The 14434-nt window shown below is 67.3% G+C and carries 14 protein-coding genes; all 14 read left to right on the top strand.

The window, feature by feature from the left end; all coding sequences use genetic code 11:
* The first annotated feature begins 7 nt into the window (after window positions 1-7).
* Window positions 8-1006: a PhoH family protein gene (locus MUB46_RS09755; RefSeq protein ID WP_261616047.1), complete on the top strand. Its 999-nt coding sequence runs from the start codon at window positions 8-10 to the stop codon at window positions 1004-1006.
* Window positions 996-1514 carry an rRNA maturation RNase YbeY gene (ybeY, locus tag MUB46_RS09750; RefSeq protein ID WP_261615712.1) on the top strand — a complete coding sequence of 173 codons (519 nt, stop codon included), beginning with the start codon at window positions 996-998 and terminating at the stop codon, window positions 1512-1514. The genes MUB46_RS09755 and ybeY overlap by 11 nt, the downstream gene beginning before the upstream one ends.
* A gap of 8 nt (window positions 1515-1522) precedes the next feature.
* Window positions 1523-2584 carry a hemolysin family protein gene (locus tag MUB46_RS09745; RefSeq protein WP_261615711.1) on the top strand — a complete coding sequence of 354 codons (1062 nt, stop codon included), beginning with the start codon at window positions 1523-1525 and terminating at the stop codon, window positions 2582-2584.
* 24 nt (window positions 2585-2608) lie between these two features.
* On the top strand, window positions 2609-4195 hold the full coding sequence (gene lnt / locus MUB46_RS09740; protein ID WP_261615710.1) for an apolipoprotein N-acyltransferase: 1587 nt from the start codon (window positions 2609-2611) through the stop codon (window positions 4193-4195).
* A gap of 188 nt (window positions 4196-4383) precedes the next feature.
* Window positions 4384-4788, top strand: a complete 405-nt coding sequence (locus tag MUB46_RS09735) for a helix-turn-helix domain-containing protein (protein ID WP_261615709.1) — start codon at window positions 4384-4386, stop codon at window positions 4786-4788.
* 123 nt (window positions 4789-4911) lie between these two features.
* Entirely contained in the window at window positions 4912-6081 is a 1170-nt protein-coding gene (gene metK, locus MUB46_RS09730; protein WP_261615708.1) for a methionine adenosyltransferase, read from the top strand.
* Window positions 6020-6763, top strand: a complete 744-nt coding sequence (trmB, locus tag MUB46_RS09725; RefSeq protein WP_425256240.1) for a tRNA (guanine(46)-N(7))-methyltransferase TrmB — start codon at window positions 6020-6022, stop codon at window positions 6761-6763. The genes metK and trmB overlap by 62 nt, the downstream gene beginning before the upstream one ends.
* 179 nt (window positions 6764-6942) lie before the next feature.
* Window positions 6943-7560, top strand: a complete 618-nt coding sequence (gene rimP / locus MUB46_RS09720) for a ribosome maturation factor RimP (RefSeq protein ID WP_261615706.1) — start codon at window positions 6943-6945, stop codon at window positions 7558-7560.
* Window positions 7561-7574: 14 nt separating this feature from the next.
* Window positions 7575-9212, top strand: a complete 1638-nt coding sequence (gene nusA / locus MUB46_RS09715) for a transcription termination factor NusA (protein WP_261615705.1) — start codon at window positions 7575-7577, stop codon at window positions 9210-9212.
* Window positions 9133-9918: an RNA-binding protein gene (locus tag MUB46_RS09710; RefSeq protein ID WP_261615704.1), complete on the top strand. Its 786-nt coding sequence runs from the start codon at window positions 9133-9135 to the stop codon at window positions 9916-9918. The genes nusA and MUB46_RS09710 overlap by 80 nt, the downstream gene beginning before the upstream one ends.
* Window positions 9915-12494 carry a translation initiation factor IF-2 gene (infB, locus tag MUB46_RS09705; RefSeq protein WP_261615703.1) on the top strand — a complete coding sequence of 860 codons (2580 nt, stop codon included), beginning with the start codon at window positions 9915-9917 and terminating at the stop codon, window positions 12492-12494. Before MUB46_RS09710 ends, infB begins: the two co-directional genes overlap by 4 nt.
* A gap of 155 nt (window positions 12495-12649) precedes the next feature.
* Window positions 12650-13069: a 30S ribosome-binding factor RbfA gene (gene rbfA, locus MUB46_RS09700; protein WP_261615702.1), complete on the top strand. Its 420-nt coding sequence runs from the start codon at window positions 12650-12652 to the stop codon at window positions 13067-13069.
* A complete protein-coding gene (truB, locus tag MUB46_RS09695; protein WP_261615701.1) occupies window positions 13059-14027 on the top strand; it encodes a tRNA pseudouridine(55) synthase TruB in 969 nt (322 codons plus the stop codon). The genes rbfA and truB overlap by 11 nt, the downstream gene beginning before the upstream one ends.
* Window positions 14028-14061: 34 nt before the next feature.
* Window positions 14062-14331, top strand: coding sequence for a 30S ribosomal protein S15 (rpsO, locus tag MUB46_RS09690; RefSeq protein WP_261615700.1), 270 nt, complete (start codon window positions 14062-14064; stop codon window positions 14329-14331).
* The last annotated feature ends 103 nt before the right edge of the window (window positions 14332-14434 follow it).

Here is a 14434-nt window from a genome sequence, read left to right as displayed (position 1 = left end):
ACGGGTCATGACGTTCGAGGACAACCGGCTCGCCAGCGACCTCTACGGCCAGTACGACCAGAACCTCGCCCTGATCGAACAGCGGCTCGGCGTCGAGACGAGCGCGCGCGGCAATCACGTCACCCTGCGTGGCGCCCCGGAGGCCTGCGCCGACGCGGCCGAGGTTCTCGACAGCCTGTACCAGCGTCTGGTGCGCGGCCAGCAGATAACGCTGGGCGACGTCGACGGCGCGATCCGCGTGGCGACCGCGCTTCCCGATCACCAGGACAATCTGCCGGGCCTTTCGGCCCTCGCCCAGGTGTCCACGCGCAAGCGCACGGTCACCGCGCGTACGCCGCGTCAGGATCTCTATCTGCGCGCGCTGGCCGAGAACGACCTCGTCTTCGCCATGGGCCCGGCGGGAACCGGCAAGACCTATCTCGCCGTCGCCTATGCCGCTTCGATGATCGAGCGCGGCCAGATCGACCGGCTTATCCTGTCGCGGCCGGCGGTCGAGGCCGGCGAGCGGCTCGGTTTCCTGCCCGGCGACATGCGCGAGAAGGTCGATCCCTATCTGCGTCCGCTCTATGACGCGCTCTACGACCTGATGCCGCCGGAAAAGGTGGAGAAGGGCATGCAGACCGGCGTCATCGAGATCGCCCCGCTCGCCTTCATGCGCGGCCGCACCCTCTCGCACGCCGCCGTCATCCTCGACGAGGCGCAGAACTGCACGCCGATGCAGATGAAGATGTTCCTGACCCGTCTCGGCGACGGCTCGAAGATGATCGTCACCGGCGATCCCAGCCAGGTCGATCTGCCGCCCGGGCAGCGCTCCGGACTGTCCGAGGCGACGTCTTTGCTCAAGGGCGTCGACGGCATCGGTCAGATCGCCTTCGGCGAGGCCGATGTGGTGCGCAATCCGCTGGTGGCGCGGATTGTCCGCGCCTACGAGGCGGCCGAGGCCAAGCCGGCGGCTGCCGAGGATGCCCGGCCGGCGTCACGCGGACATGATGGCGATGGTGCCTGATCCAGCCTCCCGACCCGGATTGCCGGCCGACCTGCGAATCGAGATCGCCGAAGAAGCCGGCAACTGGAGCGATGTCGGCGTCGCCGAACGGATCGATGCCGTCGTCAAGGCGCTGACCGCCAGGGTCGGCGACGCCGAAGGAACCGTCGCGCTGGCGCTTGCCGACGATGCGATGGTTCGCGATCTGAACCGGCGCTTTCGCGGCAAGGACAAGCCGACGAACGTTCTGTCGTTTCCCTCCGGTGAAACCGGCGGCGCCGACACCCATATCGGCGACGTGATCCTGGCGATCGAGACGCTGCGCCGCGAGGCGGACGCCGATGGCAAGCCGGTCGGCGATCACTTTGCCCATCTGGTGATTCACGGCATTCTGCACCTAATGGGCTATGATCACGAATCAGACGATGACGCCGAGTGCATGGAATGCCTCGAGACGGCGATCCTCGCCGACCTCGGTATCGACGATCCTTATGCCGAACCCGCTATCGCCGACAGCGAACCCCGTTGAACCCTCCGATGCCTGACGAACCGACTCCCAGCCCCGAAGAACCCGCCAGTAGTAGCCACTCCGGCGGCGAAACCCTTATCCGGAAGCTGAAACATCTGTTCGGCCATCGCCAGACCTCGTCGTCGCTGCGCGAAAGCCTCGCCGGCGCGCTCGACGAAGCCGATGGCGTCGCCACCGACCCGTTCTCCGCCAAGGAACGGTCGATGCTGCGCAATGTGCTCGGGCTGCGGGATCTGCGCGTCGACGACGTGATGGTGCCGCGCGCCGACATCGACGCGGTTGAGACCGATGTCCCGATCGCCGAGCTCATCAGGGAATTCCGGGACGCCGGCCATTCGCGCCTGCCGGTCTACAAGGAGACCCTCGACGAGCCGTGCGGCATGATTCACATTAAGGATCTGCTCGGCTGGATGACGGAACGGGCGCTGCTGTCGCAGGACGGTGCCTCCGCGGACGAGGCCGGGAAGTCCGGCGATCTGGACATGAGCCGCATTCCGCTCAAGACGTCGCTGGCCGAGGCCGAGCTCGTCCGCCAGGTGCTCTACGTTCCGCCCTCGATGCCCGCCGTCGATCTGCTGGTGAAGATGCAGGCGACTCGCATCCACATGGCCATTGTCGTCGATGAATACGGCGGCACCGACGGTCTCGTCTCGATCGAGGATCTGGTCGAGGAAATCGTCGGCGAGATCGAGGACGAGCACGACGAGGAGACGGCGCCGATGATCGTGCCCACCGACGACGGCGGCTTCATCGCCGATGCGCGCGCGCCGATCGAGGAGGTCAGCAAATTGCTCGGCGAGGAGATCGAGATCGGCGATCTGGTCGAGGACATCGACACGCTCGGCGGTCTGGTCTTCGATCGGGCGGGTCATGTCCCCGTTCGTGGCGAGCTGGTCAGTTTCCCCGGCGGCTACGAGTTCGAGATCCTCGATGCCGATCCCCGCCGCATCAAGCGCGTGCGCATACACAGGCGAGCCGCGGGGACGGTCCGAAGCACCCGGCGCGAACGGACCGACAAGGAGCGCACCGACGCCGGGCGTCCGGACGGCGATCGTTCGGATGCCGCCTGACCACTAGCGGAGGCGCGATCCACCATGCTCGATGCAATCGCCAGCCGCGTCGTCGTGCTGTGGGGATGGCGCCGCCTGCTGCTCGCCTTCGTCGCCGGCGCCGCCTCCGCCCTGGCGATGCCGCCTTTCGACGCCTTCCCGGTATTGTTCGTCACGTTCCCCGTTCTCGTCTGGCTGATCGACGGGACCCTGGGCCGTGGCCGGATCCGGGGGCTGGCTGCCGCCGCGCTGATCGGCTGGTGTTTCGGCTTCGGCTATTTCCTCGCCGGTCTGTGGTGGGTCGGCTACGCCTTCCTCGTCGACGCCGACGTGTTCGGCTGGATGCTGCCGTTCGCCGTCGCCGCGCTTCCCGCCGGCCTCGCGCTGTTCGCCGCCGCCGCCACCCTCGTCGCCCGCCTCTTCTGGAGCGCCGGCCCCCGCCGCGTCTTCGCGCTGGCGCTCGGCGTGACGCTCGCCGAGTTCGCCCGCGGTCACATACTCTCCGGCTTTCCCTGGAACACCTTCGGCTATGCCCTGACGGTCACGCCGATGATGATGCAGGCCGCCGCCGTCTTCGGCGCCTATGGACTGACCGCCCTTGCCGCCTTCGTCTTCGCGAGCCCCGCCGCCCTGTCCGGCGCCGGTTCGCGCACGGCCCGCATCGCCATGCCGGTGCTCGGCCTCGCCGTGCTCGGCGGGCTGGCCGGCTTCGGGGCCCTGCGTCTGGCACAGGCCGGCACCGCGATGGTTCCGGACCTTGAATTGCGGATCGTGCAGCCGGCGATCCGCCAGGCCGACAAGTGGAAGCCCGAGAACCGCAACAACATCTTCACCGACTATCTCGCTCTGAGCGACATGGCGGCCTCTCCGGAGGCGGTCGGGGTATCGAGCGCCGATCTTCTGATCTGGCCGGAATCCGCGCTGCCTTTCGTCTTCGATTCCGAGCCGGCGGCCCTGCCGGCGATCGCCGCCCTGCTGCCGCCGGGCACGACGCTCGTCACCGGCATGCAGCGCCTCGTCCGCGACGCCTCCCGGCCCGAAGGCTACCGGATCTACAACGCCGTCATGACCATCGACGATGCCGGCGAGATCACCGACGTCTACGACAAGGCCTGGCTTGTGCCCTTCGGAGAGTTCCTGCCGTTTCAGGCCCTCCTCGAGTCCTACGGCTTCCGGCAGCTGACGCAGGTCGTCGGCGGATTTTCGGCCGGTCCCGGGCCGAAGCTCCTGTCGGTTCCCGGTGCGCCGTCGTTCCTGCCGCTCGTCTGCTACGAGATCATTTTCCCCCGTGCGTTCGTTTCCATGGACGAGCGCCCCGGATGGATTCTGAACGTGACCAACGACGCCTGGTTCGGCGACAGCCCCGGTCCCTGGCAGCATCTGCGTCAGGCGCGGGTACGCGCCGTCGAGGAAGGCTTGCCGGTGGTCCGGGCGGCGAACACGGGCATCTCCGCCGTCATCGATCCGTATGGCCGGTTCGTCAAGCGGCTGGGCCTGAACGTACGTGGCGTCATCGATTCGAAATTGCCCGAGGCGTTGCCGCCGACGCCGTTCCTTACCTACGGGAACTGGATTCTACTCGGCCTGATCGGGTTGTTCACATTAGGTGTGCTGCGCCGCAAAACCGGCTAACAATGACTGGGAATCCGTTATAAGGTCGTTGTTGCCGCAGGCTGGATGGTCGGTCATTTGACCTCGGTTCACCCTTGGCGCAATGTGCGCCGACTGTGGCACTTGCAACCGGCGCCACCCAACGAAGGCGGCGTCTTGATCCAAACCAGACGGCGCGGCAAACGCGTCCGTCCTAAAGACAAGATCTGATGAATCGTAAGGCACCCAACCCTATCGACGTCCATGTCGGCAGCCGCGTCCGCCTGCGTCGCGTCCTGATCGGCATGAGCCAGGAGAAGCTGGGCGAGCAGCTCGGCATCACCTTCCAGCAGGTCCAGAAATACGAAAAGGGGACCAACCGCATCGGCTCCAGCCGGCTGTATCGGATCGCGCAGGTTCTCGGTGTGCCGGTCTCGTTCTTCTTCGAGGACATCCCCGGCCAGAACCCCGAGGATCAGGGCTTTTCGGAAACCCAGTCCGAGCGCTATGTGGTGGACTTCATCTCCTCCGCCGAAGGGCTGCAGCTCAACAAGGCCTTCCTGCGGATCTCCGATCCGCGGGTGCGTCGCAAGGTCGTCGAGCTGGTTCAGGCGATTTCGACCGACACCGACTAGGCGTTCCTCGCTGCTCCCCCGTCTTGCTTGACGGGATCGGGGCGGGCTGTCACAAACCGGTCGCCGGGGGGCGGACCGTTCCCCGGAGTGTGTCCCGTATCGATAACAGGGAGCCGGCAGGCCGTGGCGCGCAGCGACTATCTTTTCACGAGCGAATCCGTATCCGAAGGCCATCCCGACAAGGTCTGTGACCGGATCTCGGACGCCGTCGTGGACGCCTATCTAGGCGCCCAGCCGGACGCGCGCGTCGCCGTCGAGACCATGGTCACCACGAACCGCATCGTGCTCGCCGGCGAGGTCCGCGGTCCCGACACCATTACCCACAGCCATCTCGAGGAGATCGCCCGCGAGGCGGTCAAGCAGATCGGCTACGAGCAGAACGGTTTCCACTGGCGCGACGCCGCCGTCGAGGTCTATGTCCACTCGCAGTCCTCCGACATCGCCCAGGGCGTCGATGCCGCCGGCAACAAGGACGAGGGAGCCGGCGATCAGGGCATCATGTTCGGCTATGCCTGCCGCGAGACCCCCGCGCTCATGCCCGCGCCGATCTACTACGCTCACAACATTCTGAAGGCGATGGCGGACGCCCGCCATTCCGGCGCCCAGCCCGGTCTGGAGCCCGACGCCAAGAGCCAGGTCACGCTGCGCTACGCCGGCGGCAAACCCGTCGGCGCCACGTCGATCGTCGTGTCGACCCAGCATGGCGAATCGCTGTCCACCGAGGCGGTCCGCGAGATCGTCCGTCCTTTCGTGCTCGACGTCCTGCCCGACGGCTGGATGTGCCCGGAGGCGGAATTCTACGTCAATCCGACCGGCCGGTTCGTCATCGGCGGTCCCGACGGCGACTGCGGTCTGACCGGACGCAAGATCATCGTCGACACCTATGGCGGCGCGGCCCCGCACGGCGGCGGCGCCTTCTCCGGCAAGGACCCGACCAAGGTCGACCGCTCCGCCGCCTATGCCTGCCGCTATCTCGCCAAGAACGTGGTGGCCGCCGGTCTCGCCGACCGGTGCACCATCCAGGTCTCCTATGCGATCGGCGTTTCCAAGCCGCTGTCGCTTTATGTCGATCTGCATGGCACCGGCCAGGTGGACGAGGCCAGGCTCGAGACGGTGCTCTCCGAGGTCATGGATCTGTCGCCGCGCGGCATTCGCGAACACCTCAGGCTCGACCGGCCGATCTACGCGCGCACCGCCGCCTACGGCCATTTCGGCCGCGAGCCCGAGCCCGATGGCGGGTTCTCCTGGGAGAAGGTCGATCTCGCCGACGAGCTCAAGAGCGCATTTGCCTGAAGATCGCGCACGCCGGCTGCTTTACGGCCGGCATAAGGGACACAAGCTGCGGCCCCGCCAGGCGGGACTGCTCGAGACGCTGCTGCCGCGCCTGGCGCTGCCGCTCGACGGGCCCTGCCCGGCCGACCCGCGCGCGCTGTTTCCCGCGCCCGTCGAGGCCGTCCATCTGGAGATCGGCTTCGGCGGCGGCGAGCATCTGGGCTTCCGTGCCGACGAGAACCGCGACGTCGGCTTCATCGGCTGCGAGCCCTTCGTCAACGGCGTTGCCAAGCTGCTCGTCGAGATCGAGGAGCGCGGCCTCGACAACATCCGCGTCCACGACGACGATGCCCGTCAGGTGATCGACTGGCTGCCGGCCGGTTCGCTCGATTGCGTCTGGCTGCTCTACCCCGATCCCTGGCCGAAGCGCCGCCACCGCAAGCGCCGCTTCCTGTCGGGCGGGAACCTCGATGCGCTGGCCCGCGTGATGAAGTGCGGCGCCGAGCTGCGGTTCGCCACCGATATCGACGACTACGCCGACCGGTCCCTGCGGCTGCTGGCGAAGCGCGACGATTTCGTGTGGACCGCCGAACGCGGCGACGACTGGCGCAATCCCTGGCAGCCCTGGCCGGGGACTCGCTACGAGGAAAAGGCCGTCAAGGCCGGCCGATTCCCGTGCTATCTGACATTCCGCCGGGTCTGATCCGAAGGCCGCAGCAAGGATGATTCGCCGCGTAACCCTTGCGCAGATGCCGCCACACGTATATTTACTTGGGTAATTCCAATCTCATGATGTCGGTGACGGATTGAGAGTGGGTCCTTCGGGGGCCCGCTCCTTTAGGTGCTACCGGCCTCGTAGTCGAGGGCTTTGACAGAGCGTCCATGCAGGCGAATCCGGCGAACGATACCGAGGCGCCCGGAAACGGGCCGGAGGTCGGGGAAGATCCGCGCATCGTGCGCGAGACCGGCCTTGCCGCGCGGGTTGCCGCGATCGCCGAACCGGTCGCCGCCGATCTCGGCTTCGATCTGGTGCGCGTCAAGGTCAGCGGACGGGACGGCTGCACCGTGCAGGTGATGGCCGAGCGCCCCGATGGCGAGATGACGGTCGACGACTGCGCCGATTTCTCGCGCGCCCTGTCGCCGGTGCTGGATGTCGAGGACCCGGTCGACCGGGCCTACCACCTGGAGGTCTCCTCGCCCGGAATCGACAGGCCGCTGGTGCGCCGGCGCGACTTCGAGCGCTGGAAGGGGCACGAGGCCAAAATCGAGCTCGCCGTTGCCGTCGACGGCCGCAAGCGGTTCCGTGGCCGCCTCGTCGGTATCGACGACGGCGCTATCCAGGTAGAGCTTCTCGAGAAGGGCAAGGACGAGACCGGTCCGGCGCTCGTGGCGATCCCGATCGACGATATCGCCGAGGCGCGGCTGGTGCTGACGGATTCATTGATTGCCGAGGCCCTGAAGGGCGAAAAGGCGCGCCGGCGCGACAGCGCCGAGCAATAGCAACGGAGAACCAAATGGCGACGGCTGTTAGTGCCAACAGGCTCGAGCTTCTGCAGATCGCGGACGCGGTGGCGCGCGAAAAGGTGATCGATCGCCAGATCGTCATTTCGGCGATGGAAGACGCGATCCAGAAAGCAGCCCGCTCGCGCTACGGCAGCGAGACCAACATCAAGGCCGAGATCAACCCGAAGACCGGCGAGATCCGGCTGACGCGCCTGCGTGAGGTGGTCGAGACGCTCGAGAACCCCTCCGCCGAGATCTCGGTCGAGGACGCGCGCGAGCGCAATCCGGCCGCCCAGGTCGGCGACTTCATGTCCGAGCCGCTTCCGCCGCTCGACTTCGGACGCATCGCCGCCCAGTCGGCCAAGCAGGTCATCGTGCAGAAGGTGCGCGAGGCCGAGCGCGAGCGTCAGTACGACGAGTACAAGGATCGCATCGGCGATGTCGTCAACGGCGTCGTCAAGCGCGTGGAATATGGCAACGTCATCGTCGACCTCGGTCGCGCCGAGGCGATCATCCGCCGCGACGAGCTGATCCCGCGCGAGACCTACCGCCCCGGTGACCGCGTCCGCGCCTATGTCTACGACGTGCGTTCGGAGCAGCGCGGGCCGCAGATCTTCCTGTCGCGCACCCATCCGCAGTTCATGGCGAAGCTGTTCGGTCAGGAAGTGCCGGAAATCTACGACGGCATCATCGAGATCAAATCGGTCGCCCGCGATCCCGGATCGCGCGCCAAGATCGCCGTGATCTCGAACGACTCCTCGATCGATCCGGTCGGCGCCTGCGTCGGCATGCGCGGCAGCCGTGTCCAGGCCGTCGTCAACGAGTTGCAGGGCGAGAAGATCGATATCATTCCGTGGTCGCCGGACGCCGCGAGCTTCATCGTCAACGCATTGCAGCCCGCCGAGGTGGTCAAGGTGGTGCTCGACGAGGACGCCGAGCGCATCGAGGTGGTGGTGCCCGACGACCAGCTTTCGCTGGCCATCGGCCGTCGCGGCCAGAACGTCCGCCTCGCCTCGCAGCTCACCGGCTGGGATATCGACATCCTGACCGAGCAGGAGGAGTCGGAGCGCCGGCAGAAGGAGTTCGCCGAGCGTACCGAAATGTTCATGGACGCGCTCGACGTCGACGAGGTCGTCGCCCAGCTCCTGGTTTCGGAGGGCTTCTCCAGCGTCGACGAAGTCGCCTACGTGCCGATCGACGAAGTCGCCGGCATCGAGGGCTTCGACGAGGAGACGGCCGAGGAAATCCAGCTTCGCGCCAAGGAATATCTGCAGCGTCTCGAGGAAGAGCTGACGGCCAAGCGCCGCGAGCTCGGCGTCGAGGATGCGCTGGCCGAGGTGCCGGGCGTGTCGACCGCGATGCTGGTTTCGCTCGGCGAGAACGACGTCAAGACGGTCGACGATCTGGCCGGCTGCGCCACCGACGACCTTACCGGCTGGTTCGAGCGCGTCGACGGCGAGAGCAAGCGCTTCGCCGGTTTCCTTGATGGTTTCGACCTGTCGCGCGAGGAAGCCGAGGCGATGATCATGGCCGCCCGTCTCAAGGCGGGCTGGGTCTCCGAGGCCGATCTTGCAGCGATGCAGGAAGAGCCGGCCGAGGAGGGCGCCGAGGTGGCGGCCGAGGAGGATAACACTGGCGAATCGGCTTGATGCGCGCGAAGCGGACACGGCGGTCGACGACGTCGCCGCCGATGCCACCGACGCGGGCCCGCGGGACCGGGCGCCGCAGCGCCGTTGTATCGTCACGCGTCGGTCGCTGCCGGTCGATGATCTGATACGGTTCGCGCGCGGGCCGGATGGGTCGGTCGTTCCCGATCTGCGTCGCAGGCTTCCCGGCCGCGGCGTATGGGTGACGGCGGATCGTGGGGCGGTTGCCGAGGCCGCGCGCAAGAAGCTGTTTTCCCGGGCGTTCCGGGCGGAGTCGCGGACGACCGACGACCTCGCGGATAGCGTCGGGAAGCAGGCGAAGGACCTGGCGCTCGGCCGGTTGGGCCTTGAGCGAAAGGCTGGTCGGCTGGCGGTCGGGTTCGCCGAAGTCGACGCGATGCTGCGGGGCGGCCGCGCGGCACTCGTGCTGCACGCCTCCGACGCCGCCGCAGACGGCGTGCGCAAGCTCGACCAGGCGGCGTACGCGGGGGCCAGGGCCGGTGCTGAGGCGCCCTATCGATGCCGGGCATTCACCTCGGCGGAAATGAGTTTGGCCTTAGGCCGTGGGAATGTGATACATGCTGCCCTTGAGAAGGGCGGCGCCAGTGGCGCGGTGATCGCGCGTTGCCGCCTTGTAGACCGCTATTTTGGCGAAGTCGAAGGGGCGGCGGACCTGTCACCGGACGAATTCGCAGGAAGGACCGAATGAGCGACACGAAGCAGCCGGACGACAAGACGCTGACGCTTGGCGGGCGCAAGACGCTCAGCCTGCGCCGCACGGTCGAGTCGGGCACGGTCAGGCAGAACTTTCCGCGTGGCCGATCGAAGCCGGTTCTTGTCGAGAAGAAGAAGCGCCGCACCATCGTTGGCGGCGAGGCGGAAGCGCAGGCTCCCGAACCCGCACCGGTTCAGGAAGCGCCCAAGCCGAAGCCCGAGAGGGCGCCCGCACCGAAGCCTGCGCCGGCCGAGGCTGCGCGCGGCGGTGTCGTGCTGCGCACGCTGACCAATGAGGAGAAGGACGCCCGCGCCCTTGCGCTCGCCGAGGCGAAGGTGCGCGAGGAGGAGGAGCGCCGCGTCGCCGAGAGCGAAGCCAAGCGCCGTGCCGTCGAAGAGGAGCGTCTGAAGAAGGAACGCGAGGAAGCGGAGAAGCGCCAGCTCGAGGAAGACGAGCGGCGCAAAGCCGAGGAAGCCGCGCGCGAGCAGGCCGAGCAGGAAGAAGCGAAGCGCGCGCCGGAAGCTGCTGCCGCGCCCGCGGCGGCACCCGCGTCGGCGGCGCCTGCGGCGGCGTCGGCCGCGCCCACGCGCGAAGCCCGAGCTGCCGAGGAGGCCGCCGAGGCCGCCAAGGCCAAGCGCAAGGTGGCCGAGCAGAAGCCGGTACGCCGCGGCGAGGAACGTCGGCGTGGCCGTCTCACCATTTCGAACGCCCTCGACGAGAACGAGCGCAGCCGCTCCATGGCCGCGATGCGCCGCCGCCGCGAGCGCGAGAAGCGTGCCGCCGGGCCGCGCGAGCTCGGCGAGAAGATCGCGCGCGAGGTGGTCCTGCCCGAGACGATCACCATCCAGGAGCTCGCCAATCGCATGGCCGAGCGCGCCGTCGACGTGATCAAGCTGCTCATGCAGCAGGGCCAGATGCTCAAGATCAACGACGTCATCGACGCCGATACCGCCGAAATCATCGCCACCGAGATGGGCCACACGGTCAAGCGCGTCTCCGAAGCCGATGTCGAGGAAGGCCTGTACGGCGCGGACGACGATCCCGCCGACCTGAAGCCGCGTCCGCCGGTGGTCACCATCATGGGCCACGTCGACCACGGCAAGACCTCGCTGCTCGACGCGATCCGCGAGGCCAACGTGGTCTCCGGCGAGGCCGGCGGCATCACGCAGCATATCGGCGCCTATCAGGCCAAGGCGCCCGACGGCCAGGTCATCACCTTCATCGACACGCCGGGCCACGAGGCCTTCACCTCGATGCGTGCCCGCGGCGCCAAGGTCACCGACCTCGTCGTGCTGGTCGTCGCCGCCGATGACGGCGTCATGCCGCAGACGGTCGAGGCGATCAATCACGCCCGCGCGGCGGAAGTGCCGATCATCGTGGCGATCAACAAGATCGACAAGCCGGAAGCCGACCCGAGCCGTGTGCGCAACGATCTCCTGCGCCAGGACATCGTCGTCGAATCGATGGGCGGCGACACGCTCGAGGTCGAGGTTTCGGCACTCAAGCACCTGAACCTCGAGAAGCTGCTCGAGGCGATCCAGCTTCAGGCCGAGGTTCTGGAGCTCACGGCCAATCCGGACCGTCCCGCCGAGGGCATCGTCATCGAGGCGAAGCTCGACAAGGGCCGCGGCCCGGTCGCGACCGTGCTGGTCCAGCGTGGCACCCTGAATGTCGGCGATATTCTCGTGTGCGGCGCCGAACCCGGCAAGGTGCGCGCCCTGGTCGACGACCACGGCCGCAGCATCCAGTCCGCCGGCCCCGCGACGCCGGTCGAGGTGCTCGGTCTCGACGGCACGCCGGAAGCCGGCGATCGCTTCGCCGTCGTCGACTCGGACGCGCGTGCCCGCGAGATCAGTGATTATCGCCAGCGCAAGAAGCGCGAGCGCCTGCAGGCGCGCGGCGGCGGTGCCAAAACCTCGCTGGAACAGATGATGTCCCAGCTCAAGGAGCAGGGCCGCGCCGAGTTCCCGCTGGTGCTCAAGGCCGACGTGCAGGGGTCCTCGGAAGCGATCGTCGCCGCCCTCGACAAGCTCGGCACCGACGAAGTCGGCGCCCGGGTTCTGTCGTCCGGTGTCGGCGGCATCACCGAATCCGACGTGACGCTGGCGGCCGCCTCCAACGCGGTCATTCTCGCCTTCAACGTCCGTGCCAACCGGCAGGCCCGCGAGGCGGCCGAGCGCGACGGGGTCGAGATCCGTTACTACAACGTCATCTACCACCTGGTGGACGACGTGAAGGCGGCGATGTCGGGTCTGCTGTCGCCGACCCTGCGCGAGGAGATGCTCGGCAACGCGGAGATCCTCGAGGTGTTCAACATCTCCAAGGTCGGCAAGGTCGCCGGCTGCCGCGTCACCGACGGTGTCGTGCAGCGTGGTGCCAGCGTCCGCCTGATCCGCGACGATGTCGTCATCCACGAGGGCAAGCTGTCGACGCTCAAGCGCTTCAAGGACGAGGTCCGCGAGGTCAGGGCCGGTCAGGAATGCGGCATGGCCTTCGAGAACTACCAGGACATGCGTCAGGGCGACGTCATCGAGTGCTACAACGTCGAAGAGATCCAGCGCACGCTGTGATCGAACGCTAGATGAGTCCGGCGCGGTCCAAGCCCGCGCCGAACCGTCGAGGATTACGTGATGACATCAGGCAGTCGCCGGGCCTTCCGCCCGGCTCCCGCGCCGTTGCGTCGGCGCGTTGCGATAGTCTTTTCGCCGGACGCGGAGGGGCGCCGATGAGCCGCCGCCAATCTCACGCCGCCGGTCACGGACCGAGCCAGCGCCAACTGCGCGTCGGCGAGATGCTGCGCCATGCGCTGGCGCAGGTCCTCCAACGCGGCGACATCTCCGACCCGCTGCTGGAGACAGCCGTCGTCACCGTGCCGGAAGTGCGGGTGACGCCCGATCTGCGCCATGCGATCTGCTACGTCATGCCGCTCGGCGGCCAGCATGTCGACGAAGTCGTCAAGGCGCTGGAGCGCAACAAGAAATTCCTGCGCGGCGAACTCGCCCGCAAGGTGACGCTGAAATACATGCCCGACCTGCGCTTCGAGATCGACCGCAGCTTCGAGGAAGGCGACCGCATCGACCAGCTGCTGCGCAGCCCCGAGGTCGCGCGCGATCTCGAAAGGCCCGACGACGAGGATGCCGACTGATGGGGGCGATCGTCTGATGGGACGGCGCAGGCGCGAATCCAACGTCCACGGCTGGCTGATCCTCGATAAGCCGGTCGGCTTGACGTCGACCCAGGCCGTATCGCGGCTGAAACGTCTGTTCGGCACCCGCAAGGCCGGCCACGCCGGCACCCTCGATCCGCTCGCGTCCGGTTGCCTTCCGGTTGCCTTCGGCGAGGCGACCAAGACCGTGCCCTACGTCGTCGACGGGCTGAAGGTCTACCGGTTCACCGTGCGGTGGGGCGTGGAGACCGATACCGACGATTCTGAAGGAAAAGCTATCGAAACCTCGGATGTCCGGCCGTCGGATGCCGAGATCGATGCGGCTTTGCCGGGTTTTGTCGGGATAATCGAGCAGGTCCCTCCGCGCTACTCCGCGATCAAGGTCGCCGGTGAGCGCGCCTATGACCTCGCCCGCGAGGGCGAGGCGGTCGAGTTGAAGGCGCGCCAGGTCGAGATCCTCCGGCTGGATCGCGTCGGCCCGACGGCCAACGACGAGACCGAATTCGAATGCGAATGCGGCAAGGGCACCTATGTGCGGGCGATCGCCCGCGATCTCGGCCGCATGCTCGGCAGCCGCGGCCACATCGTCGCGCTGCGCCGCCTCGCCGTCGGACCCTTCGACGAGGAGGACATGATTCCTCTGGATAAATTACAGGAGTTGTGCGATAGAGCCCCCGGCTCAGATGAACCCTGCGGGGAGACTCTGACTGATTTCCTACGACCGGTCGAGACCGCGCTGGACGACATCCCGGCGCTGGCCATCAGCCGGACGGACGCAACCCGCCTCAGGAATGGACAAGCGGTGTTGCTGCGCGGGCGGGATGCACCCGTGCTGAGCGGTCTGGTTTACGCGACGACGCAAGGACAGCTTGTCGCGCTCGTCGAGGCGGACCGCGGCGAGTTGCACCCGAAGCGCGTGTTCAACCTGCCCGGATAGGAACCGGGCGCAACGATTTGGAGACGATGTCGCTATGTCGATTACTGCCGAACGCAAGCAGGAACTGATCAAGGAATACGCCAAGGGCTCCGCCGACACCGGCTCGCCCGAGGTCCAGGTTGCGATCCTCACGGAGCGCATTTCCAACCTGACCGAGCATTTCAAGACGCACAAGAAGGACAACCATTCCCGGCGCGGGCTCCTGAAGCTCGTTTCGCAGCGCCGCCGGCTCCTCGACTACGTGAAGGCGAAGGACGAGGCACGCTATCGGGAACTCATCGAGCGTCTCGGCATCCGCCGCTGACGTTCTTTTTCGCGGCGGCTTCAGGCCGCCGCGCACCACCCCGGAGGCTTGGTGGCCATGGGGAGGATAGCCGGACGCTTCACCTCCGGACGTTTTCGGGCAC

The sequence above is a fragment of the Microbaculum marinisediminis genome (assembly GCF_025397915.1).
GTDB classification, from domain to species: domain Bacteria; phylum Pseudomonadota; class Alphaproteobacteria; order Rhizobiales; family Tepidamorphaceae; genus Microbaculum; species Microbaculum marinisediminis.
The sequence above is the reverse complement of the archived record's forward strand: the minus strand, read 5'-3'. Positions and strand labels throughout refer to the sequence as shown.